This is a genomic window from Streptomyces gobiensis (assembly GCF_021216675.1).
Lineage (GTDB): Bacteria > Actinomycetota > Actinomycetes > Streptomycetales > Streptomycetaceae > Streptomyces > Streptomyces gobiensis.
This window is the reverse complement of the sequence record NZ_CP086120.1, coordinates 5,312,883-5,338,609: the sequence shown is the minus strand read 5'-3', so window position 1 is coordinate 5,338,609 and position 25,727 is coordinate 5,312,883. Positions and strand designations below refer to the sequence as shown.

Here is a 25,727-nt window from a genome sequence, read left to right as displayed (position 1 = left end):
TTGTACTGCTGCTCGGCACACCGGGGACGGCCACAGCGGTGCCCCGTGAGGCTTGCGCCTTCGCGAACTCCGAGCGCTCCGTGAGCGAGATGATGGAGCGGGCACGCGCCGGTGAGCCGCTGCACGATGTGTGCCCCACGACCCCGCCCCCCAGCCCTACTCCGCCGAGCCGCATACCCACGCCGCCCGCCCCGCCCCCACCGGCTGACCCACCGCCCGCGCCCGCGCCGCCGCCCATACCGCCCGCGCCACCGCCCGCGCCGAGTACGCCCCCACCGCCGCCGTCCCCGCCTCCGGCGCCGTCCCCGCCTCCGGCGCCGTCCCCGCCTCCAGCGCCGTCCCCACCACCGGCACCGCCGCCCAGTTCTGGTCCCAGGCACAAGCCCAGCCCCACACCGACGCCCTCCGTGACGCCGCCGCCCTCCCCGCCCGCGGCGCCGCTGCGGGCCGGACCCCACCGTTCTCAGCCCGATACCGGCACCTCGATGGTCGGCCGGATGCTGCTGCTCGTCGCCCCCGCCGTGCTGGCCGCCGCCGCGCTGCGGCCCCGCTCCGGCTCCCGCTCCAGTTCCCGCTCCACCTAGGAGGTCTCCTTGCCCGAATGGCTTGTCCTGGCCCTCGCTATGGTCGCGACGTGTGCGATCGTCCTCACCGTCGCGGTGCTGCGGCAGCGGCGGCTGGGTGACGACGAGGATCCGACCGAAACCCCGGACGTCATTGAGTACATGACGATGATGATCGGCGTGGTGTACGCGATCGTGCTGGGCCTGGCAATCGCGGGTGTCTGGGAACAGCGCAACGCGGCCACCGACTGGGTGCAACGGGAGGCACAGGCGCTGCATGAGGTGAGCGAGCGTGTCCAGGCCTACCCGGCCGGGACGCGTGACCGGGTCCGCGGCGATGTGGACGCGTATGTCACCCATACGCTCCATACGGAGTGGCCGCATATGGCCGAGCACGGTGAGCTCACCGACAGGGGCGATGTGCTGCTGGCGAAGCTGCGCGAGGATGTGGCTGGGTACGAGCCGCAGACCACCCTGGAATCGCACGCCTATCAAGGGCTGGTCGACCAGGTGACGGCCATCGACGACGCCCGCACGGGCCGGGAGCTGAGCGCGGGCTCGACGATGCCGGGCGTGGTGTGGTTCGGTCTGATCATCGGTGCCCTGGTCACGGTCGGCATGATCTTCGCGCTGCAGATCCGCCGCTCGGGCCGGGAGCTGCTGCTGGCCGGGCTGTTCAGCGCGCTGATCGCGTTTCTGCTCTTTCTGATCTGGCACTTTGACGCGCCGTTCGCCCGCGGCCTGTCGGATTCGACGGAGCCGTTCATCGTGCTCTTCCCGGAGGCCGCGGGCGGCTGACGCATGCGGACGGTTCTGCCGGTCATCCCATCCGTGCGCGGATCCAGATACCGGCCTCCTTCAGCACACCGGTGCCTTTCCACCGATCGCCCGAGCAGGTGCCCTGCTTGAAGACGGCACCGGAGCGGTGGTCGTCGGAGAAGTTCCAGTTGACCCAGGAGATCTTCTTCCGGCTCATCAGGTCCAGATACCGCTGCGACATGGTGAAGTCATTGGCGCCCTCGCCCGCGTGGTTCTGCGTGCCGAACTCGGTGACGAAGACCGGGAGCCGGTCGGAGGCCCGGTCGAGAGTGCGCAGATACGCGTCCCGGTGTGAGGCCGCGTAGAAGTGGAAGGTGTACATGATGTTCGTGGCCCGCACCGGGTTGTTCACGACCTCCCGCTCATCGCTTCCCTCGGAGACTCCGAAGGAGGACCAGGCACGCGTGCCGACCAGAATGGTGGTCTCCGGGTCGTTCGCGCGGATGACGGGAATGAGCTTCTCGGCATAGGACTTGATGGCGTTCCAGCTCACACCGCTGGGCTCATTGGCGATCTCGTACAGGAGATTGGGCTGATGGCCGTGGCGCTTGGCGATATCGGTGAAGAACTTCTTGGCTCGCTCAAGGTTCACATGGGGGTCCCCGGGGGTGAGCATGTGCCAGTCGACGATCACATACATGCCCCGCGCGGTGGCCTGGTCGATGATGCGGCTGGCGAGGTTCGTGAAGTGCGCCGGGTTGGTTTCGTAGCCGCCCTCCTGGACATAGGTGGAGACCCGCAGGACATCGGCGCCCCAGTCCTCAGCCAGGGCATCCAGCGATCCGTTGGTGACGCACTGCGCGTACCACTGGGTGCCGTGGGTGCTCATGCCCCGCAGTTGGACGGGCTGACCGCTGGCATCGCAAAGGCGGTTGCCACAGACCTTGAGCCGGCCGCCTGCGGCGACAGCGGTCCGGGCCGCCGTGTCACTGGTGGACGCGGCGGCCCGGAACTGGATCTGCAGGGTGAGGAGGAGGGCCACGGCGAGTGCGGCGGCCAGGGCCGCCCGGGGCAGTCTGCGCCGTCTGAGGGCGTGTTGATGCACAGTGCGTCACTCCTTGTAGGGGTGGGGAGTTGAGGAGAGGTGCCGGGTCGGATGGAAGTCAGGGTTGTTTCCTATCACCGACAAGGGGATAGGAAACTTTCCTTACACTCGACTGGCCGCCTGCCCTTGCCTCCCGCGAGCACCCGCTGATGAGATCGTGAGCCCGAGAGATCACCAGCTAAGGAGCCCGGGTGTCACCACTCATCCCCGCCCTGGAGGCCGAACCGGCCAAGCCCGCCCTGCGTTTCGGCGAGGAGACGCTCAGCTACCCCCAACTCGCCGCCTCGGCCAGGGCGCTCGGCGCGCGGCTCACCGCACGCGACCGGGTCGCGGTGTGGGCCACGCCCGCGGTGGAGACGGTGGTGGCGGTGGTGGCCGCGCTGCTGGCGGGGGCACCCGCCATCCCGCTCAATCCCCGGATGGGTGAGCGGGAGCTGGCACATGTCCTCACCGACAGCGCCCCGGCCCTGGTCCTGGCCGGACCCGACGATGAACTGCCGAAAGCGCTGGCCGCGCTGCCCCACATCGCCGTCGATCCGCGTACGCCCCCCGAGGACTCGCCCGCCATCCACAGGGAGAGCGGGCCGGACTCCATGCCCGCGCTGATCGTCTATACCTCCGGCACCACCGGTTCCCCCAAGGGCGTGGTGATCTCCCGCCGGGCCATCGCCGCCAACCTCGACGATCTGGCCGACGCCTGGGCATGGACCGAGGACGATGTTCTGGTGCATGCCCTGCCGCTGTTCCATGTGCACGGGCTGATCCTGGGGATCCTCGGCCCGTTGCGCCGTGGCGGCACCGTGCACCATCTGGGCCGCTTCTCCACCCAGGGCGTCGCCCATGAGCTGTCCACCGGCGGCGCGACCATGTTCTTCGGGGTGCCCACGATGTACCACCGGCTCGCCGAGGCGGTGGAGAGCGACCCGGTGCTCGCCCAGGCGCTGGGCGGAGCCAGACTGCTGGTCTCCGGCTCTGCCGCGCTGCCCCGGTATGACCACGAGCGGATCACCGCCGCCACCGGGCAGCGTGTCATCGAGCGCTACGGCATGACCGAGACCCTGATGAACACCAGCGTGCGGGTCGACGGCCCGGCCAGGCCCGGCACGGTGGGGGTGCCGCTGCCCAGCGTCGATGTGCGCCTGGTCGATGAGGAGGGGGCCCGCATCGAAACCAGCGATGGTGAGACCGTCGGTGAGATCCAGGTGCGCGGGCCCAATCTCTTCACCGAGTATCTGGGCTGGCCCGACGCCACCGCCGAGGCCTTCGCGGGCGGTTGGTTCCGTACGGGCGACATGGCCACCCGGGACAGCGACGGCTGCTACGGGATCGTCGGACGCAAATCCACCGACCTCATCAAAAGCGGCGGCTACAAGATCGGCGCCGGGGAGATTGAGAACGTTCTGCTGGAGCACCCGGGGGTGAGCGAGGCGGCCGTCACCGGCGAACCGGACCCGGATCTGGGGGAGCGTGTCATCGCCTGGATCGTGCCCGTGGACCGCGACGACCCGCCCGGCAAGCAGGTCCTGACCGACCATGTGGCCCAGCAGCTCGCCCCGCACAAGCGGCCGCGCGAGGTCCGCTTTCTGCCGCTGCTGCCACGGAACGACATGGGCAAGGTCATGAAGAAGGAGCTTGGATGACCCACCAGCCCCACCAGCCCGGCCAGCTCCACCAGACCGGCCAGACCGGCCAGACCGGTCCCATGACGGCGCGAGCGGCGATCGGGGCGGTCGCTGCGGACTTCGCGGAGCTGACCGTCGCCAGCGCACCGCAGCCCGCCGACGGACCGCTCGGCTGGGCGGGCTATGACGCCGCCCGGGACCGGGCCGCCGAGCGCACCGGCGAACGGGAGTCCGTGGTGTGCGGGGTGGCCAAGGTGGGTGGCCGGGAAGCGGTACTCATCTCCTTCGAGTTCGGCTTTCTGGGCGGCTCCCTCGGCGAGCGAACAGGTGACCGGCTGGAGGCCGCCCACGTCCGGGCCCGTGAGCTGTCGCTGCCGGTGGTATCCCTGATCGCCACCGGTGGCAGCCGGATGCAGGAGGGCATGCGGGCGCTCAGCCAGCTCCAGCGGGTGGCCCGTCAGTCGGCCCTCACCCGGGCCGCCCGGCTGCCGCAGATCGCCGTGCTGCGCGATCCGGTCACCGGCGGCGGCTGGGCCACGCTGGGCGCGGGCGCGGATGTGATCCTGGCCCTCCCCTCAGCACAGATCGGCTTCGCGGGCTCCCGGGTCCGTCCAGCGGACGCGGATCCGTACGCCTACTGCGCCGAGGGCCAGTTGGCGGCCGGTCATATCGATCAGACCGTCCGTCCCGATGAGCTCCGCCCCACGCTCGAGCGCTGGCTCTCCCTGCTGACGACCCCGGCCGAGGGTCCCGTCGAACCGCCGTCCGCGCTGGGCGCCGCAGGGCTGCCGGTAACCGGCTGGGAGGCGGTCCAGCGGGCACGCGGCATCGAGCGTCCGCGCGCCGACGCCTACCTGAACGCCCACTTCGAGGTGCGGGCCGAGCTCAGCGGTGACCGCTGCGGGGGCGTCGATCCTGGGGTGCGCTGCGGCTTCGGGCAGCGCGCGGGCCGTACGGTCGGCTACGCCGCCCAGTGCGGCACCGCGACCCGCCCGGCCGGGTTCCGCACCGCCGCCCGGCTGATACGGCTCGCCGACCGGCTGGGCATTCCCGTGCTCACCCTGGTCGACACCCCGGGTGCGGCCAATGACGCCGAGGCTGAACGGTCCGGTGCGGGTGCCGCGATCGCGGAGTGCTTCGCGGCCGTCGCCGAGGCCCGGACCCCGGTGACCTCGCTCGTCATGGGTGAGGGCGGCTCCGGCGGTGCGCTGGCACTCACCGCGCCGGGGAACACCTGGGTGACTCCGGACAGCTATTTCTCCGTCATCGCGCCCGAGCTGGCCGCCGCCATACTCAAACGCGGCCCCGGCCAGATCCGTGCGACGGCCGATCAGCTGCGGCCGCGCCCACAGGATCTGGTGGAGCTGGGAGTCGTTCGCGGAATCGTTTCCACCCGGTGATGGCCCGCGCCGGAGCACCCACTTCAACACCGGCCGGCGCTCAGGATTCCCGCTGATCCCGCCTGTCCGGCGCATCGTCCTCCAGCAGTCCCGCGTCATGGGCCAGCAGCGCGATCTGCACCCGGTTGTTGAGACCGAGCTTGGTGAGGATGCGGGAGACATGGGTCTTGACGGTGGGGATGCTCATATAGAGCCCGGTGGCGATGTCGGCGTTCGGCTTGCCCTGGCCAATCGCGATGGCGACCTCCCGCTCCCGTTCCGCCAGTGTGCCAAGCGCCTTCCGGGCGCGGGAGCGGCGGGTGTCCCGGGTGCTGTCGGCGACATGTGCGATCAGCTGCTGGGTGATGGCCGGGGAGAGCACCGGGTCCCCGGCCGCCACCCGTCGTACCGCGTCGACGATGTCGGCGGGCGGGGTGTCCTTGAGCAGGAAGCCCGAGGCTCCGGCCCGCAGCGCGCGCAGCACATGCTCGTCGGCGTTGAAGGTGGTCAGCACGACGACCTCGGGCGGCTGGGGCCGCGCACGCAGTGTCTCGGTCGCGGTGAGGCCATCCATGGCGGGCATCCGGATATCCATCAGCACCACCTGGGGTGCGAGCTCTTCCACCAGTGGCAGCACCTCGGTGCCATCGGACGCCTCCCCGGCGATCTCGATATCGGCTGCGGCACTGAGCATGAGCCGCAGTCCAGCGCGGACCAGGGGATCGTCGTCAACGAGAAGCACACGGATGGTCATGGCCGCCACGGTAGCCAGGCGTACAGCCGGAAGGTGTCACCGATCCGGCCATGCTCCAGGCGTCCGCCCGCGAGGCTGACCCGTTCGGTGAGGCCGACAAGTCCCTGGCCTGCGCCCGGAATCGCTTCGCCAGGGCCGCTGGCCAGCGAATTGCTGACGTCCGCGGTCAGCCACTCGCCCGGTCTGCCGTCGACGGTCACGGTGGCCTCAGCGCCGGGTGCGTGCTTACGGATGTTGGTGAGCCCCTCCTGGACAATCCGGTAGACGGTGCGCCCGGTCGTCTCGGGCACCTGGTCAGGCTGGGCGAGCCGCTTCTCCAGCCTGACCCGTACGCCGGCCCGCTCGGACTCCTCGATCAGCCGGGGCAGATCGGCCAGGGTGGGCTGGGGACGGCTGTCGTTGCCGGCCCCCGGCTCCGCTCGCAGCACCCCGATGATGTCCCGCAGCTCCTCCAGCGCCTCATGCGCGCTCTGCCGCACCACCCCGGCGGCGCGCTGGATCTCTTGCGCCGGCGCGTGAGCGTGATACTCCAGGGCGCCCGCGTGCAGGCTGAGCAGGGAGAGCCGATGGGCGAGCACATCGTGCATCTCGCGGGCGATCGTTTCCCGGGTGGCGCGCTGGGCCTGCTCGATGAGCGAGGCGCGCAGCTGGCGGCGCGAGCGTACGAACATGCCCCAGCCGATCGCGGTACCGACCAGCAACAGCCCGAGAAGGGCATCGACCAGCACGGGCAGTTCAGGGTCCGGGCGAATCAGCGAGCCGATCAGGACGGGAACGAAGGCGATGCCCGCGACCAGCGCCACGGTGCGCGGCGGCCGGTGCACGGCGACGGTGAAGAGTGCGACCAGATAGGGCCCTGCCACATAGTGCGAGAACAGCCCCACCGGCACCAGCACGAGGGCCAGCGCGACCGGCCAGCGTCGGCGCAGAAAGAGCGCGCAGCAGGCGAGGGCGCCCATGATCTGGTCGGCGACCAGAGCACCGCGCGAGAGCTCCGGGTCGCGGACGATGTCCACAGCGGTGATCACGCTGAAGACCGCGGCCAGGACGAAGAGGCTGATGTCGACGACCCAGTCGCGCCGGCTGCGCCGGATGGGCTCCAGCCGGGGGAACGCCGGACGGGGGAACGCCAGACGGGGGAACGCCAGACGGGGACGGATCATAGACGGCAAATCTATGGTCCGGTGGGCCGACGGGACCGCTTCAGCGGCCAGTGCGCTACCGAAGTCGCGTGGGCGCATACTTTCGGATGACGCCCCTGACCGGTTGGCGTTCATAGTCTCGAGATCATGAAGCATCTCCTGGGGTTCATTGCCTTCATCCTGATCGCTCAGGGCATCGGCGGAATCGTCCACTACTTCTTCGACTCGTTCGCCCTGTGGACGACTGTGCACCGGATCGGCTTTCTCAATGGCTACGAGATGTTCGCCTGCGTCGTGCTGCTTGTCCTCGGGACGACGGCAGCCATGGCTGCCAGCAAAGCCAGCGAGTGAGGCACACGGCTGTTCGGGCGAATCCGCCCGCGACCATCCGCCGGGTCCCCCGGACATGGCCTGGTACGGCTTTGGATGAACTCATGATTACTGAGAACCGGCTGTCACACCCTGCCGTGCGCACCTTTGTCTCCGCGCTCAACGCGGGCGACCGCGAGAGTTTCCTGGCCGTGCTGACGGACGACGCGTCCATGTCCGACGACGGCGCTGAGCGGGATCTGCACGAGTGGACCGACCGGGAGATCTTCTCCGCCGAGGGGCATATGGAGGTGGAGTCCGAGTCGGACGACGGGCTGTCCCTGGTGGCCCGCTTCCGCAACAGCACCTGGGGTGAAATGCACACCACGTGGCGCTTCACTGTCGACGGTGAGAGGATCAGCCGTTTTGAGACCGGTCAGGCCTGATCCGCGGGATACCGTTCCACGCGGTCGCACCAGCGTTCCAGGAGGACGCGGTCATGGCCGATCGCGAGCAGCGCGGCCCCGCGCTTCTTCCGGTACTCCTCGACAACGCCAACCAGCGCGGCGGTGGTTGAGGCATCCAGCATGGCGGTCATCTCATCGCAGATGAGCAGCTGGGGACCCAGCACCAGGGCGCGGGCCACGCAGGCGCGTTGCAGCTGACCGTCGCTGACCTCGTGCGGGCGGCGGGTGAGCAGATCGCCGCCGAGGCCGGCGGCCCGGGCGAGTTCGTCCACCCGCTCGGGCACCTGCTCGGTGCGCCCGGTGGCGCGTAGTGGCTCGGCGATGAGATCGGCCAGCCGCAGACGGGGGTCGGCGGAGAGCCGGGGCTGTTGGAAGACGACGCCGATGGCGGTGCGCCGGGCACGTGGCGCACGGTGTCTGAAGCCGGTGACCGGCTCGCCGCCGAGCAGCACGCTTCCCCGGTACGGGCGGTGGAGCAGGGCGGCGACCCTGGCGAGGGTGGACTTGCCGCAGCCGCTGGGGCCGAGCAGACCGACGGCCTCTCCCTCAGCGACGGTCAGGGAGATATCGCGGACGACGGGCGCGCGGCGCTCATATCCGGCGGTGATGCCGCGCAGCTCAAGCATGGACGCGCTCCAGGGGTCTCAGGGAGAACCAGCAGGCCGTGCCCTCGGTCCCGGTGGGCATGTCGGGGAGCACCGCGCAGGCCTCGGTGGCCCGTTCGCAGCGCGGGGCGAAGGCGCAGCCCTCGGGCAGGGCACCCAGTTCGGGCGGCATCCCGGGGATGGGGGTGAAGGCCCGTTCGGGCAGCGCGTTCAGCAGACCATGGGCGTAGGGGTGGCGCGGGCCTGGCTCACCGAAGAAGGCTCTGGCCTCGGCGAGTTCGACGATACGGCCCGCGTACATCACGGCGACCCGGTCGGCGATCCGCTCGGCCGCGGCCAGGTCGTGGGTGATGACCAGCAGTCCTCGGCCGTCGTCGGCATGGCGGCGCAGCTCGTCGACGGTACGGTCGACAAGATCGCGGTCCAACCCGGTGGTCGGTTCGTCCGCGATGAGCAGTGGCGCGTCACCGACCAGGGCCAGCGCGGTGGCGGCGCGCTGGGCGAGACCGCCGGAGAGTTCATGCGGGTGACGGTCGAGATGACCGGCCGGGAAGGCGGCACGGGCGGCGGCAGCGACGGTCGCCTCCGCCAGTCGCCGACGGGGTGTGCCGGTCAGCTCCCGGATGGCTTCCCGCAGTTGGGACCGTACGGTCCGCACAGGCGTGAGGTGTGCCGCCGGGCTCTGCGGTACCAGCCCGACGCGGCGGCCCCGGATCGTACGGGCCAAGGTGGCCTCATCGGCGGTCAGCAGGTCCAGACCGTCAAGGTGAGCCGCGCCAGATGTCCGGGCGTTGTCCGGCAGCAGGCCAAGAAGGGCCGCGGCCAGGACGGACTTGCCGCAGCCGCTCTCGCCGACCAGGGCCAGGCACTCCCCCGGTGCGATGTCGAAGGAGACCTCGGAGACGGCGGCGATGTGCCGGCCACCGCGCATCCGGAAGCGTACGGACAGATTCTGTACGGACAGCAGGGTGTCCATCAGAGCATCAGCTCCGATCGGCGGCGTGGGTTGATGCGTTCCCGCCAGGCACCGGCCAGTCCGGCGATGGCGAGGGTCGGAATGATGATGAACAGGCCGGGGAAGAGCGTCGGCCACCAGTCGCCCGCCAGCAGTGAGCCCCGGGCGGCCTGGGTCATGGTGCCCAGGCTGGCCTGGTGGGCGGGGATGCCCAGGCCGAGAAAGGACAGCGCGGACTCATGCCAGATGGCGTGCGGCACCATCAGCACGGCCGCGAGACCGGCCTGGGGCAGTACGCCGGGCAGCAGATGGCGGACACCGACCCCCCAGCGCGAGGCACCGCCGGAGATGGCCGCGTCGACATAGGGGCGTGAGCGCAGCGAGAGCACTTCGGCGCGGACGATACGGGCCGTGGACAGCCAGTGCGTCAGTCCCACCGAGATCACCACCGGCCAGACGCCGGGACGGAACATCGCCACGATGAAGATGCCGAGCAGCAGATGCGGCACGGAGGCGAAGACATCCACGACGCGCATGATGACCCGGTCAGCCCGGCCGCCCAGTGCTCCGGCCAGTGCGCCGGTGGTGACGCCGATGACGGTGGCGACCAGCGCGGCCACCAGTCCGACGAGCAGCGAGACACGCAGTCCGTAGAGGCAGCGCAGCAGCAGGTCGCGGCCCACGTCATCGGTACCGAAGGGGTGCGCCCAAGAGGGCGGTTCCAGCTTGGCGCTGAGGTCCACGGCCTGCTGGTCGAGCGGGAACAGGGGTGGTACGAGCAGCACGGCCAGTACGACAGCGGCGACCAGCACGGCGGAGGTACGTACCCGCAGGGTGCGGTAGGAGCGGCGGGGCGGGCTCACATCTCCTCCAGGGCGACCCTGGGGTCGGCCAGTCCGTAGAGCAGGTCCGCCAGGAGGTTCCCGGCGAGTACCGCCAGGGTGGCGAGCACGGTGAGCGCCGCGAGCAGCGGGAAGTCGGTGGCGGTGGCGGCCTGGACGGTGGCCGAGGCGATGCCGGGCCAGGAGAAGACGGTCTCCACCAGCAGCGCACCGGTGATCAGTTCCGGGACCCGGGAGCCGATCAGGGTGAGCACGGGCAGCAGCCCGGAACGCAGGGCGTGCCCGAGGAGTACGGTTCGTTCGCTGAGCCCGCGCGAACGGGCTCCGCGTACGGGGTCCTCGTGCAGTGCGTCGCCGACGCCTTGCCGTACGTAGAGCACGAACCACGGCAGCTGGGAGAGGGCGAGCACGGCGGCGGGCAGCGTGAGGTGCTCGATGAGGGATCCCGCCGTGACCGTATCGCTCCCGGTGTCGCTGAGTCCGCCCGCTGGCAGCACACCGAGGTGCAGCGCGAAGAGCCAGATCGCCAGGAGGCCCAGCCAGAAGGGCGGTGCTGCCTCCAGCGCGTAGGCGACGGATGTGACACAGCGGTCGAGCAGCCCGCCCTGGCGCCGGGCGGCGGCTACGCCAAGCAAAGTGCCGAGCAGTACGGCGACCGTGAAGGCGACCGCGCACAGCAGCACGGACCAGCCGATGCGCTCGGCGATGACCTGGGCGACCGGCTGCCGCAGCGACGCGGAGTCACCGAGGTCGCCGGTCAGCGCCGCGGTGAGCCAGCGCCACCACCGTCCGGCGAAGGAGCCGCCCACGCCGAGGTTGTCCCGCAGCTGGTCGAGGGTCTGCTGAGAGGCGGTGAGTCCTGCCGTGCCCGCGTACTGCCGTACCGGGTCGAAGGGTGAGGCGGCGGCCACCGCGAAGACCCCGAAGGTCACGGCGGCCAGCACCGGGACGGCGGCGAGCAGCCGTCGACCGGTGAGCCGGGCCATGGGGCCCCAGGGGAGCCCGCGTACGAGCCGTGTCACTTCTTGCGCTGCCAGTCCTCTACGTTCCACCAGGGACCGGCGCCGAGGCCGTGGTCATGCGGCTCGACCTGGGTGGTGACGTTCTTCCAGCTGTCGTTCATGACATAGACGTGGTCAACGTGGGTGAGGAAGACATAGCCCGGGTCGTCCCGCAGCTCCTTCTGCACGGTGTCGTAGGCGGCCTTGCGCTCGCTTCCGGTGTTGGTCCGGCGTGCCTGTTCCAGCTGCTGGTCGACGGCCTTGTTGGCGTAGCGGGCCATGTTGTTGAAGCCGTCGCCCGCGAGGGAGGAGTGCAGCAGGTTGTAGAGGTCGAAGTCGGGGTCGGCCGGGTTGCCGCCGCCCGCGAGGACCGCGTCGTGCTTCATCGCGGGCTCAATGATCTCCCAGGAAGCGGAGTTGACCGTGACCTTGATGCCCGCCTGCTTGGCGTCCGACGCGAAGGCGAGGGCGTGCTCCTGGCGGAGCTTGTCACCGGAGGGGTAGAAGAGGGTGAAGCCGGCCTGCTGCCCGTCCTTGACGCGGACGCCGTTCTTGCCGGGCTTCCACCCCGCGTCATCGAGGATCTTCCGGGCCGCGTCAAGGTCGTACGGGCGCTCGGTGCCCTTGGCGAACCAGGGGCTGTCGGTGGGGACGGGGCCGTAGGCGGCCTGACCCGCGCCGTCCAGGATCTTGTCCACCATCGCCGTACGGTTCACGGCGATGTCCAGGGCACGGCGGATGGCCTTGTCGCCGGTGACCTTGTTCTCGGTGGGCAGGGTGACGCCACGGAAGTCGTTGGTCTTGGCGTTCAGGGTCTTCTTGCCGCTGTCGCGGCCGAAGGTCCTGGCGAGGTTGGGCGGCAGGATGGCGCCGTCGAGATCGCCGGTGCGCAGCCGGGTGGCGCGGACATCGTCATCCTTGATGACCGCCATGGTGAACTTCTTCACCTCGGGCTCGCCGCCCCAGTAGCGGGGGTTGGCCTGAAAGGTGAGCTTTTCGCCCTTGCTCCAGTTGGTGAGGGTGTACGGGCCGGTGCCGATGGGCTTGGTGTTGTACGCCCCGGTGTTGATGTCCTGCTTGCCCGCGACCGCCCGGGAGGCGATGGGCAGCACGGTGCGCTCGGCGAAGGCGGCGTAGGGGTACTTGAGGGTGAAGACGACCGTGTCCTTGCCCTTGGCGGTCACGCTCTTGAGCGCGTCGAGCTCACCTCGGCTGGGGTTGTTGGTCTTGCTGTCGAGGATGGTCTCGTAGGTGAAGACCACATCGGCAGCGGTGAACGGCTTGCCGTCGCTGAACCGCACACCGTCGCGCAGCGTGTAGGTGTAGGTCTTGCCGTCGTCGCTGACCTCGGGGAGCTCCCTGGCGAGGGCAGGCTGGAGCTTCATCGCGGCGTCATGCCGGAGCAGACCGTCGAAGATCTTGGAGTTGCCGTCCTTGCCGTAGCCGAGGAGCGGGCTGAGGGTGTCCGGTTCCTGGGCGATCCCGACGACGAGAGAATCGGTGCCCTTGCCGTTCCCGTCGCCGCCGGAGGGGGCGGAGCAGGCGGCCGCGCCTGCCAGCACCGCGCCTGCTGCCGCCAGGGCGGCCGCCCTCCGTCCTGTCCGGGCCGTCATGTCCCACACTCCTACCGAAGATCAAAAGTTATTGCGAACGAGTCGCAATTAAACCTCACCCGGATGGATGCTCGGTACACGAGCCCTGCGGCCCAGACTGTCGGCCGACCGTCGGCGGGCAGCGCTCTTCCCGCGCTCGCCCGCTTCAGCGGATCACCGACAGAGACGGCTGAGCGGTAGAGACAACCGGTGAATCGCCTTATAGCAGGATTTGGAACCTGCTCCTGGATGGTCCGAAAACCGTCTGTGCAGCCGCACTGTGAGGCTGGAGGCTTTCACCGTTCATGCGTCGCATCACTCTCCAGGGAATCGGGGGAGATCAATGACCATGACACACACCCGGGGCTTACGGCTGACCACACTCGCCGCGGTGACCGCGGCGGTGGCGTTCGCGCCCCTCATCGTCGCAACCGACGCTGACGCGTTGGGGAACAACCGGACCGTAAAACGCAGCTGCGGCAGGAACTATGTCGCCAGCGGCCATAACGGAAGCGCCACCCAAGGACACAGCTGGGCACAGACCACCAAGCAGAGCGGCACCTGCAAGGGCAGGCTGAGTGCGGCCTTGCAGCGCAATGACGGTTACCAGTCCAGGCGCGTGTACGGTTCGAGCAAATCGGCCTACGCCACCGCGAGATTCAACAGCAAGGCCAAGTACGGCCTGCACTGGGGCTGCGACAACTGCAATGTGACCCGGTCCTGACCCATGCGCACAGCGCCGTTGCTCATCGGGCTGATGCTGGCTACGGCGACCAGCTGTGCCCTGGCCACCAACGACGGCGGCCAGGGCACACCCGATGACGTGCCACTGCCCGGACAGCGCTGGGCACTGCGGGACGGCACCGTCACCGCGGCGGAATACCGCACAGCGGTGGACCGGTTCATCTCCTGCGTCAAGGAAGCGGGCTATACGGTGGGTGATCCCGTACGCAGCCCGGTAGATGGTGTGACCCTGCTGTACCACATCACGCCCACGGGCGATCCAGCGGCCTACAACGAGGCCATACAGCGATGCAATCTCGCTCATCTCTCACTGATCGAACCGGCGTTCGTCGAGGCTCAGCGGCATGTGATGGACCAGGAGTTGCTCCCCGTGGTCGGCGACTGCCTGCGAGGCCGGGATGTGTCCCTCACGGGAAAGGAGCGTAATGTCGCGGACTTCGCCGCCTCCGCCGATGATGAGCCGATGGCCGTGGAGTGCGTGACCGAGGCACGGATCAAAGTCTTTCCCGAGCTTCCTGATGAAGTGCCCATTCGTTTCTGACCGGCTGCCGCGTCTGCGCCTTTTACTGTCCGGCGCCGTCCTACCGTGAGCGCGTGACGCTCTGCCCCGCTCGCCGTAAGGATCTGTACGCCGCCGGAGCCGCCGTACTGCTGTTCGCCGTGGCCGCCGTCATCGGTCACCTGATCGAGCAGGGCGACGGCACCCTACGGCTGCGCTGGCCGCCGCTGTACGCCCACTGGGAACCGCATATCGGCCCCGGCACCCCGGCCGCGCTCGCCGTCGCCGTACTCATCATCGGATACGGTCCGGTGATCGCCCGGCAGCTGAGCTGGCGACCGCTGGTGTGGGCGTCCTGGGGTGCGTCGATGGCCTGGATCTGGTCGCTGGCGCTGATCGACGGCTGGGATCGCGGGGTGACCGGGCGGCTCACCACACAGTACGAGTACCTGCGGTCCGTCGACGAAGTACGCGACCTCGGCGCGACGCTGCGCGAGTTCAGCAGCCGCATCCTTCTGGAGGCCCCGGACCCCTGGCCCGTCCATGTCGCCGGACACCCGCCCGGCGCGCTGCTCACCTTCGTCGGGCTGGACCGGATCGGGCTGGGCGGCGGTGCCTGGGGGCCGGTCTTCGTCGTTACGGTGGGCGCCTCAGCGGCGGCGGCGATCCTGGTGACCGTACGGGCGCTGTGCGGTGCCCAGACCGCGCGGCGGGCCGCACCGTTCCTGGTGCTGGCTCCGGCGGCCGTCTGGATCGGGGTGTCGGCGGACGGCTACTTCGCCGCTGTGGGCGCCTGGGCCGTGGCGCTGCTGGCGCTGGCGGCGACCCGGAGCGTACGGGCGCCCCGGCTGGCGGCGCTGGGCTCAGGGGTGCTGTTCGGCTGGACCGTCTATCTGTCGTACGGGCTGGCGCTGCTGGCGCTCGTGGCGGCGGCCGTGCTGCTCGCCGCCCGCAGCCTGCGCCCGGTGCCATGGGTGGTGCTGGGAGCACTGCCCTGGGTGGTGGCCTTCACGGCGGCCGGCTTCTGGTGGTTCGAGGGGTACACCACGCTGGTCGAGCGCTACTACCAGGGCGCGGCGAGGGTACGTCCGTACGGCTACTTCGTCTGGGCCAATCTCGCCGCGCAGGTCGTCGTGGTGGGCCTGGCGACCGTGGCCGGACTGCGCCGGGCGGCGGGTCGCCAGGTGCGGCGTACGGCGCTGGTGGTCCTGGTGGCGGGCGGGCTGTGCGCGATGCTGCTCGCCGATCTGTCCGGGATGAGCAAGGCGGAGACGGAACGGATCTGGCTGCCGTTCGCACTGTGGCTGCTGCCCGCCGCCGCGCTGCTGCCTGAGCGCGACCACCGCTGGTGGCTGGCCGCGCAGGCCGGGGTCGCGCTGACGGTCAACCATCTGCTGATCACGGGGTGGTGACCCTGCGCAGCAGGAGAAAGGGCCGCTCGTCGTACGTCCACTCCTCGATGACCCGCCACCCGGCCGCCCGTGCCCGCTTGCGCAGCGCCGCTCGGCCGATGCGTGCCCAGGGAAAGAACGGTCCGCAGCCGCCGTTGCCATCGTCCAGCCGCACCTCAACCCGCTCCTCCACCTCCGTCGGTGCGGCCTCGGCCAGCAGAACACCGGCGGGGTCGAGGAGTTCGTCCATCCGCGCCAGCAAGGTGTCCGGGTCGCCACCGATACCGATGTTGCCGTCCAGCAGCAGCGCGGTGGACCAGCAGCCCTCGCCCGGCAGCGGCTCAAAGACGGAACGGCACAGCGCCGCGCCACCGAGCCGCCGTGCGTAGCGGACCGCGACGGGCGCGGTGTCGATGCCCAGCGCCGGACGGCCGAGCCGGGTCAGAGCGGAGACCAGACGGCCCGGACCGCAGCCGATGTCCAGCACGGAACCGGTGCAGCGGCGCAGCACGGACATATCAGCCGCGTCGGCGCCCGCGCACCAGCGTTCCACCTCAAGCGGCAGCAGCCAGCCGTCCGGGCGGCGCAGAAAGAGCGGACCACGCCCGGCCCGCAGTGCGTCCGCGTAGGGGTCCGTATGCCAGGGGAGCCGGTCCGCTGACGGTGGCGAGGTGGTCGTCATCTCGCCCCCGCTCGCCGCATTCCGGCGTAGACGTCGGCGAAGCGCCCCCGCGTCCGGGCGGCGACGGCGGCCGCGTCCGTCGCGGTGTCCACATCCCGGAGCGTCGGCAACTCGCCTACGGTCAGCCCGGCATCGATGAGCCGCTGCCGCTGCACCGCTCCCGTACGCACACTGGACATCGGCACCCCGCGTACCAGCCCCGGGTCGGGCGCGGCCAGTCCGAGCGCCCAGAAGCCGCCGTCGACGGCCGGACCGAACCACGCGTCGCGGCGCTCCCAGCCGTCCGGTGCGAGGGCCGGCGCCAGCAGTCCGGCGGTCAGCTGCGGGGTGTCCATACCGACCAGCAGCGCGGGCCCGTCGCACAGCGCGAAGGCCCCCGCGATGCGCGCGTCCAGTCCGCCCGCGCACTGCGGCACCACCTCGAAGCCCGCGGGCAGCCACGGTCCGGGCTGGCCACAGAGCACCAGGATCCTTCTGCGTACGGGCAGTGCTGCCACCACGGCGAGGGTGTCGGCGAGCGCGGCCGCCGCCAGCCGGGCCGCTTCCTGGGGTGTAAAGGGCGGGGTGAGCCGGGTCTTGACGCGACCGGGCACCGGTTCTTTGGCGATCACCAGGGCTGTGGTGGGCCCGCTCGGCGTCATGGCCGGTGTGACCGCCGGTGTCCCCGCCGAGGTCACCGCAGCACCGCCCGCATGTCCCGCACCGCCTGCCAGGTGCCACGCCAGGTGCCGGTCACCTTGGAGCGGCCGGCACGCGGCCGGTAGGCGACCCAGGTCTCACGAATGCGCCAGCCCGCGTCGGCCGCGCGCACCACCATCTCCAGTGGGTAGCCGCTGCGCCGGTCCGTCAAGCCCAGACCGAGCAGCTCCTCACGGCGCGCCACCCGCAGTGGCCCCAGGTCATGCAGCCGAACTCCGGTGCGCCGCCGCATCATCCGGGACAGGGCCAGATTTCCGGCCCGTGCGTGCAGCGGCCAGGCCCCGCGACCGGTCGGGCGGCGGCGCGCCAGTACGAGGTCTGCCGTGCCCTCCCGGACGGGACCGGCGATCCGCTGCGCGGCGTCCGGGTCCAGCGATCCGTCGCAGTCGCAGAAGGCGATGAGTTCCGCGTCGGCGGCGAGCAGCCCGGTATGGCAGGCGGCTCCGAAGCCACGGTGCGGCTCGTGCACCACCCGGGCCCCCAGCTGACGGGCGAGCTCCGCTGAGCCGTCCGTGGAGCCGTTGTCGACGACAATGGCGCTCCAGCCGTCGGGGATCCGCGCCAGCACCCAGGGCAGCGCCGCGGCCTCGTCAAGGCAGGGCAGCACCAGATTCCCTTGCTGCGTTCGGGCTTTGTTCATCTCTCTCGCCCTAGTGAGACAAAATACGCAAATATGACCTTAGTGCCTTACGCAACTCTGCTGCTCGCGCCCGGCCCCACTCCTACGGTGATGTGCACCCGTTCGGGTGCGAGACTCGCCCCATGACTGACCGGCCCCGCCCCGCCGCATCCTCGTCGTGGACGACGACCCGACCGTTATGGAGGTGGTGTCCGGCTATCTGCGCCGCGCGGGCTTCGCCGTCGACCGGGCCGGCAGCGGGCCCGGCGCGCTCGCCCGCGCTCAGGCCACGCCACCCGATCTGGTCATCCTGGATCTGATGCTGGTGGCTGCGGCGGCATCCCCGCCGGGGATCTGCCCCGCGTCTTCGACACCGGCTGGAGCGGCAACGGCGCGCGTACGCCTCCTTCGGGCGCCGGACTTGGGCTCCGCCATTGTGCGCGGCATAGTCGAAGCGCACTCCGGGCGCGTCTCGGTGCGTAATGTCCCCGGCGGCTGCCGCTTTGAGGTCACGCTCCCCGCGGCGATGCCAGCGGCGCCTTCGCGAAGTCTGCCATCCCCGCGGTGAAACCGACCTGGGGCCGCCAGCCCAGCTCCTCGCGCAGCCGCTGCGAGGAGGCAGTGATATGACGGACGTCGCCCAGCCGGTACTCCCCCGTGATCACCGGCTCGGGTCCGCCGAAGGCCGCCGCCAGCTCATGGGCCATCTCCGCCACGGTGTGCGGCTCACCGCTGCCGGTGTTGTACGCGCGCAGCTTCCCCGCGGGGAGCCAGGGGAGCTGGTCCGGCCCTGCCAGCGCCTCCAGCACCACGGCGTTGGCCGCCGCGACATCGGCCACATGGATGAAGTCACGGCGCTGTGCCCCGTCCTCAAAGACCCTCGGCGGTTCGCCCCGCTCCAGCGAAGTGCGGAAGTACGAGGCCACCCCGGCATAGGGGGTGTCGTAGGGCATGCCGTCGCCATAGACATTGTGGTAGCGCAGGCTCACCGCCCGCCCCCCGGTGGCCCGCGCCCAGGCCGCGGCCAGATGCTCCTGCGCCAGCTTGGTGGTGGCGTACACATTGCGGGGATCGGCCGGGGCGTCCTCGCCGACCAGCCCTGGCGCCAGCTGCGCTCCGCAGCGCGGACACGGCGGTTCGAACCGGCCGCTGTCCAGCGCGGATACGGACCGGGGCCCGGGCCGCACCACGCCATGGTCCGGGCATACGTAGCGCCCCTCGCCGTACACGACCATCGACCCGGCCAGCACCAGCCGCCGTACGCCGGCGTCCGCCATCCGTTCCAGCAGCACGGCGGTGCCCAGATCGTTGGCGCTGACATACGCCGAGGCATCAGCGAAGCCCTTGCCAAGGCCGACCATGGCGGCCTGATGGCAGACCGCCTCCACCCCCCTCAGCGCCTCGCCGACCGCCTCGGCGTCCCGGACGTCCCCCCGGATGCCCTCCTCGGTCCCCTCGGCCGCGGCGGTGTCAAACGCCGTATCGAGCACAACGGCCTGATGGCCCATCGCGCGCAGCGCCGTGACGATATGCGACCCGATGAAACCTGCTCCTCCGGTGACCAGCACACGCATAGGGCCACGCTAGGGGATGTCCGGTTGAGGAACGTTGCGTACCGACACGGACGGGGTCGGCGCGCCGTGAGGTCTGGCCAAGGGCGACCGGGGGCTGACACGATCGGTGCCATGACCAACGACCGTCTCCGTGATGTGTACATCGTCGATGCTGTCCGCACTCCGGTCGGCAAATACAGCGGCGCGCTGTCGCACGTACGGCCCGATGATCTGGCCGCCCATGTCGTACGGGCCCTGGTGGACCGTACGCCGGAGCTGGACCCGGTCCGTATCGACGATGTGGTCTTCGGCAACGCCAATGGCGCGGGCGAGGAGAACCGCAATGTGGGCCGGATGGCGGTGCTGCTGGCCGGGCTGCCGGTGTCGGTCCCCGGCGCCACGGTCAACCGGCTCTGCGCCTCCGGGATGGAGGCCGTCATCCAGGCGGCTCGCGCGGTCGCCGTCGGGGACGCCTCGGTGGCTATCGCGGGCGGAGTCGAGTCGATGAGCCGTGCGCCATGGGTGCTGCCCAAGCCGGAGCGGGCGTTTCCAGCCGGGGCGCCCGAGGTCTTCTCCACAACGCTGGGCTGGCGGATGGTGAACCCGCGGATGCGCCCCGAGTGGACCGTCTCGCTCGGCGAGGGCGCCGAACTCATCGCTGAGAAGTACCACATCACCCGCGAACAGCAGGACGTCTTCGCCGTCGCCAGCCATGACAAGGCCGCCCATGCCTGGAAGGACGGTGCCTATGACCGCGAGGTCGTGCCCTATGACGGAATCAGTCTCGCCCGCGATGAAACGATCCGCGACACCACCTCCGTCGATGCCCTCGCCAGGCTGAAGCCGGTCTTCCGTCGGGAGGGCGGCACCGTCACGGCGGGCAACTCCTCCCCGCTCAACGATGGGGCGGCGGCGCTGCTCCTCGTCGACGAGGAGGGTCTGAAAGCCACGGGGCGGGAGCCGCTGGCCCGGATCCGCGCCTCAGCGGTCACCGGTGTGGAGCCGCAGCTCTTCGGTCTCGGCCCGGTCGAGGCGGTACGGCGGGCCCTGGCCAAGGCGGGGCGGGACTTTGACGAGCTGCACACCGTTGAGCTCAATGAGGCCTTCGCCGCCCAGTCACTGGGCTGTCTGGCCGAGTGGCCCGAACTTGACCCGGCGCGGGTCAACCCGCGTGGCGGCGCCATCGCGATCGGCCACCCGCTGGGCGCATCCGGCGCCCGGATCACCGGGGCGGTCGCCCATGAGCTCGCGGCCGCGGGCTCGGGAGTGGGCCTTGCGGCGCTGTGCATCGGGGTCGGTCAGGGTCAGGCGCTGGTCCTGGAGCGCTGACGAACTCCGGTATGACGATCCGGGGCTGCCGCGTCGCGGTGGGCCTGAGTGGTAGTCATGTCCGGTATGGAGTGGTTCGCGGCGCCCGAGTACTGGCTGAGCCGACTGGTCTTCCAGCGAGCGCTGGCCGGTGTGTATCTCATCGCCTTTGTCTCGGCCGCCCTGCAGTTCCGGGCGCTGCTGGGCACGCACGGGCTGACCCCCGTGCCGGACTTCCTGCGGTGGGCGGCCTTCCGGGACTCCCCCAGCATCTTCCATTTCCACTACTCCGACCGCTTCTTCGCGGGCATCGCCTGGACCGGTGCGGTGCTGGCGGCGGCCGTACTGGCAGGGGCGGCGGACTGGGTTCCCCTGTGGGCATCGATGCTGCTGTGGCTGGTGCTGTGGGCGCTGTATCTCTCCATCGTCAATGTCGGCCAGACCTGGTACGCCTTCGGCTGGGAATCACTGCTCCTGGAGACCGGCTTCATCGCCATCTTCCTCGGCAACGCCGAGGTGGCCCCGCCGCTGCTCGTACTGTTTCTGCTGCGCTGGCTGCTCTTCCGGCTGGAATTCGGCGCGGGGCTCATCAAGTGGCGTGGTGACCGCTGCTGGCGGCAGCTGACCTGTCTGGACTACCACCATGAGACCCAGCCGATGCCAGGTCCGCTCAGCTGGTACTTCCACCATCTGCCGCGGCCACTGCACCGGGTGGAGACGGCGGCCAACCACATCGCGCAACTGATCCTGCCGGTGCTGCTGTTCACTCCCCAGCCGGTGGCCAGCTTCGCCGCCGCCTTCATCATCCTCACCCAGCTGTGGCTGGTGGCCTCCGGCAACTTCTCCTGGCTCAACTGGCTGACGATTCTGCTCGCGCTCTCCGCCATCGACAGCTCGGGCCTCGCGGCGGCACCCGCACACGGTCCCGCTCCGCTGTGGTTCGAGCTCGCGGTGTACGGCGTCACCGCGCTGGTGGCAGTGCTCAGCTACTGGCCGGTGCGTAATCTGATCTCCGCGGAGCAGCAGATGAACCGCTCCTTCAACGCCTTCCATCTGGTCAACACCTACGGTGCCTTCGGCACCGTCACCCGGCTGCGGCATGAGGTGGCGATCGAGGGCACCGATGAGGAACGGATCACCGAGGACACGGTGTGGCGGGAGTACGGCTTCCGCGGCAAGCCGGGCGATGTCCACCGACTGCCCCGGCAGTTCGCTCCGTACCATCTCCGGCTGGACTGGCTGATGTGGTTCGCCGCGCTCTCGCCCGCGTATGCCCGCCCCTGGTTCGCCCGTCTGCTGGAGCGTCTGCTGGAGAACGACCGGGCCACGCTGAGGCTGCTGCGCACCAGCCCCTTCCCGGACGCCCCGCCCACCCACGTCCGTGCGGTGCTCTACCGCTACCGCTTCACAACCTGGCGCGAGCGCCGCGACACCGGCGCCTGGTGGCACCGCGAGCTGGTAGGCACCTACACCCCACCGGTCGCCCTGCGCTGACCCGGACGGCCATGGTCAGCCGGGACCGGCCAGCCAGTGGTAGCGGCGCTCAGGACGGCCGGTGGTGCCATACCGGAGAGTGACCTGCGCACGGCCGCTGGAGACGAAGAACTCCAGATAGCGGCGGGCGCTCACCCGGGAGAGGCCGCTGCGGACGGCGCACTCGGAGGCGGAGAGCCCTGCCGGGCTCTCCGCGAGCGTACGCCGCACAAGACCGGCGGTCTGCTCCGTGACGCCCTTGGGCAGCCGGGCAGCGACGGCCATAGCGGGCGCCACCGGCACCGCAGGCTTGGCCGGCACCGGACTGCCGGTGGGGGCGGCGCCGAAGACCCGGTCGACATCGTCCTGGCCCGGCTTGGCGATGGCCGCGAGCTCCTGGTGCCGACGAGCGTAGTGCTGAAGGCGTTCCCGCAGCATGGGCGCGTCGAACGGCTTGATGATGTAGTGCACGGCACCACCGCGCAACGCGCCCCGCACCGTTTCGGCGTCCCGTGCCGCGGTCACCACGAGGACATCGACCTCGGTCTGCGGGGCGCCTCCAGCACGAAGCTGGCGTAGTACATCAAGTCCGTTCATATCAGGCAGATAGATATCCAACAGCACCAGGTCCGGGCGTAGTTCACTTACCGCCTCCAGCGCCTCCCCGCCGCTGCGGGCCTCACCGACCACGGTGAAGCCGGGCACCCGCTCAACCAGCTTGCTGTGCAGGCGGGCCACCATGAAGTCGTCATCGACGACCAGTGCCCGGATCACGGGATGTCTCCTTCCGCCCGGTCCTCCGCTGTCCGCGGCAGCACCGCCATGAACAGCGCTCCATCCGCTGTCACGCTGCCGCCCCGCCGGGTACACACCAGCCGGGTGATGGCCAGACCGAGCCCACGCGGGGAGTCCCGGGCCACCGCCTTGGTGGTGAAGCCATGCCGGAACACCTCCTCGGCCAGCTCGGGCGCGACACCGGGCCCCGAGTCCCGTACCCGGACCCGTATCTCTTTCTCCCGCTCGGCGAGCTCCACCTCCACCCAGCTGCCGGGTCCGGTGTTACGGACCGCGTCGAGCGCATTGTCCACGAGGTTGCCGACCACGGTCACCAGGTCCGAGGAGAGAGATTCCGCCACCGGACCAAGGTCGCTGGAGTCCGTGATCCGCAAGGTGGCGTCCTGCTCGGCGGCGAGGCTCGACTTGGCGATCAGCAGGGCGGCGAGCGAAGGGTCGGCGACCTTTGACATCACCTCGGCAGTGCGCCGGGCGTGGGTGCCGCTTATGCCCCGCACATAGCGGGCGACCTCCGGATACTCCTCCAGCTCCACCAGACCGGCGATCACATGGAGTTGATTGTGGAACTCATGGGCCTGAGCGCGCAGGGTCTCGGTGGCGCTGCGGGTGGTGTCGAGCTCGCTCTGCAACGCCACCAGCTCCGTCAGATCCCGCATCGTGGTCACCGACCCGGCCGTGCCACCCCGGGTGACCAGCGGCATCCGGTTGAGCGTGATCATCCGGTCGCCGGTGACCACGACCTGGTCGCGGCCCCGCACCCGCCCGGTGAGCACATCGTGCAGCCGGGGCTCGATGCCGAGCTCGTCCAGGGTGCTCCCCGGTGCGCCGGGGGGCAGCCGCAGCAGGTCCACGGCGGTGTCATTGGCGAGCGTCACCCTGCCGTGCCGGTCGAGGCCTATCACCCCCTCCCTGATGCCGTGCAGCATCGCCTCGCGGTGCTCGACCAGTGCGGTGATCTCCTCCGGTTCCAGACCGAGCGTCTGCCGTTTGATCCGGCGGGCCAGCAGCACCGAGCCCGCGGCGCCCAGCGCGCTGGCGATCCCCAGATAGACCAGCAGATGCGGGGTGGCGGTGGCGATCCGCTCGCCGAGCCCGCGGTAGTCGCGCCCGGCGGCGACCACCCCGAGCAGTCGCCCCTTCGCACCGAAGACCGGCACATGCGCCTCCAGCGCGCTACGGCTGCCGGTCTCGGTGGTGCCCACCCAGGAGCGCCCGGAGAGCACCCCGCTCTTGCCCAGCTCCAGCCGCTGACCGATCCGCCGTGGGTCAGGGTCGGTGAGAACCCGCCGGTCGGTGCCGGTGATGACCACATATGACGCCCCCGAGACGCTGCGGGCGCTCTCCGCCGTCGGCTGGAGGATCCCCTGCCGCCGCACATCGGCCAGTCCGACGCGTACGGCGTCCTGGGACGCCACGGTCTCCGCGACGCTCAGCAGCCGACGGCCCTCGGTCCGCCGGAACTCCGCGTTCGACTGAGCCACCGATACGGCCGCTATGACGGTCAGCACGACCACGATAAGGACGAGCTGCAGAGCGAGGAACTGACCGGCCAGGGAGAGGCGGGGCGTGGATATCCGCCGCATCACGCTCCCTTCCCGCACCAATCCGCCTGACCGGCATGGCCAGCCCGTGTGCCGTCGTCCTTCGTCCTTCGACCTTCGACCTTCGACCTTTCGGCCGACCGTCGACATTGTGCCGCCGAGCGGCGTGTTCCGGCCGTGAACACTATGACCAAAACTTTCGTTATCGCCAATAGCTGCACAACGCTCGGATCCCTTTCCGGCTGCCTCTCGCGCTGTTTGCATTTCGGCTCCAGCACACCGGCGGCACCGCCGAGAGCACATCTGGAGGAAGCGTGTTCCGTAGAGGTCCAAGGGCAGTCATGGCGGCCGTCGCCGCTGGTTCGGCCACCCTGCTGCTCGCCGCGTGCGGCGAGGAAGCCAGCAGCGCGGCCGGCGGCGACTGGAAGCCGACCAAGCCCATCGAGTACATCGCCCCCGCCAATACCGGCGGTGGCTGGGACACTCTCGCCCGCAGCAGCGCCCGGGTGCTGGACGAGGCGAACCTCCTCGACCGGCCGATGCGTGTGGTGAACAAGCCGGGCGCTGGCGGGGCCATCGGCTGGTCCTATATCGCCAAGCACCAGAAGGACCCGCACAAGCTGTTTGTCACCAGCCCGCCCATCCTGCTGGTGCCGCTGGCCGGTGCGTCCGACCAGACCTACCGGGACTTCACCCCCATCGCCCGGCTGAACAGCGAGCCGCTGGCCTATGTGGTCAAGGCGAGTTCACCGTTCAAGACCTTCGCCGAGCTGGCGAAGAAGCTCAAGAGCGACCCGAGGAAGGTGAGCGTGGCGGGCGGTTCCGGACCGGGCAGCCTGGATCATGTGGGGCTCGCGGGCGCCGTGCAGGCGGCGGGGGCCGATGCGTCGAAGGTCACATATGTGCCCTTCGACGGCGGCGGTGAGGCCCTCACCTCACTGCTCGGCGGCCACGCCGATGTCGCGGTCGCGGGCGCCTCAGAGGTGCGGGGCCTGGTGCGGTCGGGGGATGTGCGGGTACTCGCGGTCTCCTCCGGGCAACGCTCCCCGATTCTGCCGGACACCCCCACGCTCACCGAGTCCGGCATTGACTACGTCTTCGACATCTGGCGTGGGGTGATGGCACCCAAGGGGCTGACTGAAGGCCAGGTCGCCTACTACGAGAAGGCGTTCGCCGAAATGGTCAAGCAAGACTCCTGGAAGAAGGAGAGCAAGAAACTCGGCTGGACCGACGACTATCTGGGCAGCAAGGAATTCGGAAAGTTCCTGGATGAGCAGAACAAGGAATTCTCTGGAATTCTCACCGATGTCGGGCTGAAGAAGTAGCCG

At 70.1% G+C, this 25,727-nt stretch carries 27 protein-coding genes and 2 pseudogenes; 14 read left to right on the top strand and 15 right to left on the bottom strand.

The window, feature by feature from the left end:
• Positions 1-156: 156 nt before the first annotated feature.
• Positions 157-396 (bottom strand): hypothetical protein, encoded by a 240-nt coding sequence (locus test1122_RS24875; protein ID WP_232271405.1) that lies wholly within the window; start codon positions 394-396, stop codon positions 157-159.
• 11 nt (positions 397-407) lie between these two features.
• Between test1122_RS24875 and test1122_RS24870 the strand changes: the two genes are divergently transcribed.
• On the top strand, positions 408-584 hold the full coding sequence (locus test1122_RS24870; RefSeq protein WP_232271404.1) for a hypothetical protein: 177 nt from the start codon (positions 408-410) through the stop codon (positions 582-584).
• A 9-nt stretch (positions 585-593) separates the two neighbouring features.
• Complete coding sequence (locus test1122_RS24865; RefSeq protein ID WP_232271403.1) at positions 594-1,361, top strand: bestrophin-like domain; 768 nt, start codon at positions 594-596, stop codon at positions 1,359-1,361.
• A 22-nt stretch (positions 1,362-1,383) separates the two neighbouring features.
• Here test1122_RS24865 and test1122_RS24860 read toward each other — a convergent pair whose 3' ends face one another.
• On the bottom strand, positions 1,384-2,346 hold the full coding sequence (locus test1122_RS24860) for a glycoside hydrolase family 5 protein (RefSeq protein ID WP_422397095.1): 963 nt from the start codon (positions 2,344-2,346) through the stop codon (positions 1,384-1,386).
• A 272-nt stretch (positions 2,347-2,618) separates the two neighbouring features.
• On the opposite strand from test1122_RS24860, the gene test1122_RS24855 reads away from it, so the two are divergent.
• A complete protein-coding gene (locus tag test1122_RS24855; protein WP_232271401.1) occupies positions 2,619-4,067 on the top strand; it encodes an acyl-CoA synthetase in 1,449 nt (482 codons plus the stop codon).
• Positions 4,068-4,129: 62 nt separating this feature from the next.
• Positions 4,130-5,449, top strand: a complete 1,320-nt coding sequence (locus test1122_RS24850) for a carboxyl transferase domain-containing protein (protein WP_232272066.1) — start codon at positions 4,130-4,132, stop codon at positions 5,447-5,449.
• Between the two features lie 40 nt (positions 5,450-5,489).
• Here the strand turns inward: test1122_RS24850 and test1122_RS24845 are convergent, their stop codons facing one another.
• Together test1122_RS24845 and test1122_RS24840 are read right to left on the bottom strand one after the other, a co-directional pair.
• Positions 5,490-6,182, bottom strand: coding sequence for a response regulator (locus tag test1122_RS24845; protein WP_232271400.1), 693 nt, complete (start codon positions 6,180-6,182; stop codon positions 5,490-5,492).
• A complete protein-coding gene (locus test1122_RS24840) occupies positions 6,179-7,345 on the bottom strand; it encodes a sensor histidine kinase (protein ID WP_232271399.1) in 1,167 nt (388 codons plus the stop codon). The genes test1122_RS24845 and test1122_RS24840 overlap by 4 nt, the downstream gene beginning before the upstream one ends.
• A 126-nt stretch (positions 7,346-7,471) precedes the next feature.
• Between test1122_RS24840 and test1122_RS24835 the strand changes: the two genes are divergently transcribed.
• Together test1122_RS24835 and test1122_RS24830 are read left to right on the top strand one after the other, a co-directional pair.
• A complete protein-coding gene (locus tag test1122_RS24835) occupies positions 7,472-7,675 on the top strand; it encodes a hypothetical protein (RefSeq protein ID WP_232271398.1) in 204 nt (67 codons plus the stop codon).
• 83 nt (positions 7,676-7,758) lie between these two features.
• Entirely contained in the window at positions 7,759-8,079 is a 321-nt protein-coding gene (locus test1122_RS24830) for a nuclear transport factor 2 family protein (RefSeq protein ID WP_232271397.1), read from the top strand.
• Here the strand turns inward: test1122_RS24830 and test1122_RS24825 are convergent.
• The 5 genes from test1122_RS24825 to test1122_RS24805 are packed head-to-tail and all read right to left on the bottom strand — an operon-like array spanning position 8,070 to position 13,116.
• Positions 8,070-8,726 (bottom strand): ABC transporter ATP-binding protein, encoded by a 657-nt coding sequence (locus tag test1122_RS24825; RefSeq protein WP_232271396.1) that lies wholly within the window; start codon positions 8,724-8,726, stop codon positions 8,070-8,072. The genes test1122_RS24830 and test1122_RS24825 overlap by 10 nt on opposite strands.
• Positions 8,719-9,681, bottom strand: coding sequence for an ABC transporter ATP-binding protein (locus tag test1122_RS24820; RefSeq protein ID WP_232271395.1), 963 nt, complete (start codon positions 9,679-9,681; stop codon positions 8,719-8,721). Before test1122_RS24820 ends, test1122_RS24825 begins: the two co-directional genes overlap by 8 nt.
• On the bottom strand, positions 9,681-10,523 hold the full coding sequence (locus test1122_RS24815; RefSeq protein ID WP_232271394.1) for an ABC transporter permease: 843 nt from the start codon (positions 10,521-10,523) through the stop codon (positions 9,681-9,683). The genes test1122_RS24820 and test1122_RS24815 overlap by 1 nt, the downstream gene beginning before the upstream one ends.
• Positions 10,520-11,488, bottom strand: a complete 969-nt coding sequence (locus test1122_RS24810) for an ABC transporter permease (RefSeq protein ID WP_232271393.1) — start codon at positions 11,486-11,488, stop codon at positions 10,520-10,522. Before test1122_RS24810 ends, test1122_RS24815 begins: the two co-directional genes overlap by 4 nt.
• Before the next feature lie 32 nt (positions 11,489-11,520).
• Complete coding sequence (locus test1122_RS24805) at positions 11,521-13,116, bottom strand: ABC transporter substrate-binding protein (protein ID WP_232271392.1); 1,596 nt, start codon at positions 13,114-13,116, stop codon at positions 11,521-11,523.
• A gap of 328 nt (positions 13,117-13,444) precedes the next feature.
• On the opposite strand from test1122_RS24805, the gene test1122_RS24800 reads away from it, so the two are divergent.
• The 3 genes from test1122_RS24800 to test1122_RS24790 are packed head-to-tail and all read left to right on the top strand — an operon-like array spanning position 13,445 to position 15,750.
• The gene (locus test1122_RS24800; RefSeq protein ID WP_232271391.1) at positions 13,445-13,819 is read left to right on the top strand and encodes a hypothetical protein; all 375 of its coding nucleotides are present in this window, start codon (positions 13,445-13,447) and stop codon (positions 13,817-13,819) included.
• Between the two features lie 3 nt (positions 13,820-13,822).
• The gene (locus test1122_RS24795; protein WP_232271390.1) at positions 13,823-14,380 is read left to right on the top strand and encodes a hypothetical protein; all 558 of its coding nucleotides are present in this window, start codon (positions 13,823-13,825) and stop codon (positions 14,378-14,380) included.
• Between the two features lie 53 nt (positions 14,381-14,433).
• Complete coding sequence (locus test1122_RS24790) at positions 14,434-15,750, top strand: hypothetical protein (RefSeq protein WP_232271389.1); 1,317 nt, start codon at positions 14,434-14,436, stop codon at positions 15,748-15,750.
• Here test1122_RS24790 and test1122_RS24785 read toward each other — a convergent pair.
• The 3 genes from test1122_RS24785 to test1122_RS24775 are packed head-to-tail and all read right to left on the bottom strand — an operon-like array spanning position 15,737 to position 17,750.
• A complete protein-coding gene (locus test1122_RS24785; RefSeq protein WP_232271388.1) occupies positions 15,737-16,411 on the bottom strand; it encodes a class I SAM-dependent methyltransferase in 675 nt (224 codons plus the stop codon). The genes test1122_RS24790 and test1122_RS24785 overlap by 14 nt on opposite strands.
• Positions 16,408-17,052, bottom strand: coding sequence for a TIGR04282 family arsenosugar biosynthesis glycosyltransferase (locus tag test1122_RS24780; RefSeq protein ID WP_232271387.1), 645 nt, complete (start codon positions 17,050-17,052; stop codon positions 16,408-16,410). The genes test1122_RS24785 and test1122_RS24780 overlap by 4 nt, the downstream gene beginning before the upstream one ends.
• A gap of 32 nt (positions 17,053-17,084) precedes the next feature.
• Positions 17,085-17,750, bottom strand: a complete 666-nt coding sequence (locus test1122_RS24775) for a glycosyltransferase family 2 protein (RefSeq protein WP_232271386.1) — start codon at positions 17,748-17,750, stop codon at positions 17,085-17,087.
• A gap of 178 nt (positions 17,751-17,928) precedes the next feature.
• Here test1122_RS24775 and test1122_RS24770 point away from each other — a divergent pair.
• Positions 17,929-18,054 (top strand): annotated as a pseudogene (locus tag test1122_RS24770) (response regulator); the annotation flags it as partial.
• Positions 18,051-18,297 (top strand): annotated as a pseudogene (locus tag test1122_RS26895) (sensor histidine kinase); the annotation flags it as partial. The pseudogenes test1122_RS24770 and test1122_RS26895, both read left to right, overlap by 4 nt.
• On the opposite strand, the gene test1122_RS24765 reads toward test1122_RS26895, so the two are convergent.
• Entirely contained in the window at positions 18,239-19,303 is a 1,065-nt protein-coding gene (locus tag test1122_RS24765) for an NAD-dependent epimerase/dehydratase family protein (protein WP_232271385.1), read from the bottom strand. The pseudogene test1122_RS26895 and the gene test1122_RS24765 sit on opposite strands and share 59 nt — an antisense overlap.
• Positions 19,304-19,414: 111 nt before the next feature.
• On the opposite strand from test1122_RS24765, the gene test1122_RS24760 reads away from it, so the two are divergent.
• A complete protein-coding gene (locus tag test1122_RS24760; protein ID WP_232271384.1) occupies positions 19,415-20,611 on the top strand; it encodes a thiolase family protein in 1,197 nt (398 codons plus the stop codon).
• Positions 20,612-20,677: 66 nt separating this feature from the next.
• On the top strand, positions 20,678-22,084 hold the full coding sequence (locus tag test1122_RS24755; RefSeq protein WP_232272065.1) for a lipase maturation factor family protein: 1,407 nt from the start codon (positions 20,678-20,680) through the stop codon (positions 22,082-22,084).
• A gap of 15 nt (positions 22,085-22,099) precedes the next feature.
• Here the strand turns inward: test1122_RS24755 and test1122_RS24750 are convergent, their stop codons facing one another.
• Positions 22,100-22,837 (bottom strand): response regulator transcription factor, encoded by a 738-nt coding sequence (locus test1122_RS24750; RefSeq protein WP_232271383.1) that lies wholly within the window; start codon positions 22,835-22,837, stop codon positions 22,100-22,102.
• The gene (locus test1122_RS24745; RefSeq protein WP_232271382.1) at positions 22,834-24,441 is read right to left on the bottom strand and encodes an ATP-binding protein; all 1,608 of its coding nucleotides are present in this window, start codon (positions 24,439-24,441) and stop codon (positions 22,834-22,836) included. The genes test1122_RS24750 and test1122_RS24745 overlap by 4 nt, the downstream gene beginning before the upstream one ends.
• 299 nt (positions 24,442-24,740) lie before the next feature.
• Between test1122_RS24745 and test1122_RS24740 the strand changes: the two genes are divergently transcribed.
• The gene (locus test1122_RS24740; RefSeq protein WP_232271381.1) at positions 24,741-25,724 is read left to right on the top strand and encodes a Bug family tripartite tricarboxylate transporter substrate binding protein; all 984 of its coding nucleotides are present in this window, start codon (positions 24,741-24,743) and stop codon (positions 25,722-25,724) included.
• Positions 25,725-25,727: the final 3 nt, after the last annotated feature.

What these genes read in the sequence shown, in the direction of transcription:
- test1122_RS24810 (WP_232271393.1), bottom strand. Translation starts at nt 11,488, where the DNA reads ATGGCCCGGCTCACCGGTCGACGGCTGCTCGCCGCCGTCCCGGTGCTG.
- test1122_RS24785 (WP_232271388.1), bottom strand. Translation starts at nt 16,411, where the DNA reads ATGACGACCACCTCGCCACCGTCAGCGGACCGGCTCCCCTGGCATACG.
- test1122_RS24775 (WP_232271386.1), bottom strand. Translation starts at nt 17,750, where the DNA reads ATGAACAAAGCCCGAACGCAGCAAGGGAATCTGGTGCTGCCCTGCCTT.
- test1122_RS24760 (WP_232271384.1), top strand. Translation starts at nt 19,415, where the DNA reads ATGACCAACGACCGTCTCCGTGATGTGTACATCGTCGATGCTGTCCGC.
- test1122_RS24825 (WP_232271396.1), bottom strand. Translation starts at nt 8,726, where the DNA reads ATGCTTGAGCTGCGCGGCATCACCGCCGGATATGAGCGCCGCGCGCCC.
- test1122_RS24845 (WP_232271400.1), bottom strand. Translation starts at nt 6,182, where the DNA reads ATGACCATCCGTGTGCTTCTCGTTGACGACGATCCCCTGGTCCGCGCT.
- test1122_RS24740 (WP_232271381.1), top strand. Translation starts at nt 24,741, where the DNA reads ATGGCGGCCGTCGCCGCTGGTTCGGCCACCCTGCTGCTCGCCGCGTGC.
- test1122_RS24780 (WP_232271387.1), bottom strand. Translation starts at nt 17,052, where the DNA reads ATGACGCCGAGCGGGCCCACCACAGCCCTGGTGATCGCCAAAGAACCG.
- test1122_RS24850 (WP_232272066.1), top strand. Translation starts at nt 4,130, where the DNA reads ATGACGGCGCGAGCGGCGATCGGGGCGGTCGCTGCGGACTTCGCGGAG.
- test1122_RS24820 (WP_232271395.1), bottom strand. Translation starts at nt 9,681, where the DNA reads ATGGACACCCTGCTGTCCGTACAGAATCTGTCCGTACGCTTCCGGATG.
- test1122_RS24840 (WP_232271399.1), bottom strand. Translation starts at nt 7,345, where the DNA reads ATGATCCGTCCCCGTCTGGCGTTCCCCCGTCTGGCGTTCCCCCGTCCG.
- test1122_RS24805 (WP_232271392.1), bottom strand. Translation starts at nt 13,116, where the DNA reads ATGACGGCCCGGACAGGACGGAGGGCGGCCGCCCTGGCGGCAGCAGGC.
- test1122_RS24795 (WP_232271390.1), top strand. Translation starts at nt 13,823, where the DNA reads ATGCGCACAGCGCCGTTGCTCATCGGGCTGATGCTGGCTACGGCGACC.
- test1122_RS24830 (WP_232271397.1), top strand. Translation starts at nt 7,759, where the DNA reads ATGATTACTGAGAACCGGCTGTCACACCCTGCCGTGCGCACCTTTGTC.
- test1122_RS24745 (WP_232271382.1), bottom strand. Translation starts at nt 24,441, where the DNA reads ATGCGGCGGATATCCACGCCCCGCCTCTCCCTGGCCGGTCAGTTCCTC.
- test1122_RS24755 (WP_232272065.1), top strand. Translation starts at nt 20,678, where the DNA reads ATGGAGTGGTTCGCGGCGCCCGAGTACTGGCTGAGCCGACTGGTCTTC.
- test1122_RS24835 (WP_232271398.1), top strand. Translation starts at nt 7,472, where the DNA reads ATGAAGCATCTCCTGGGGTTCATTGCCTTCATCCTGATCGCTCAGGGC.
- test1122_RS24800 (WP_232271391.1), top strand. Translation starts at nt 13,445, where the DNA reads ATGACACACACCCGGGGCTTACGGCTGACCACACTCGCCGCGGTGACC.
- test1122_RS24765 (WP_232271385.1), bottom strand. Translation starts at nt 19,303, where the DNA reads ATGCGTGTGCTGGTCACCGGAGGAGCAGGTTTCATCGGGTCGCATATC.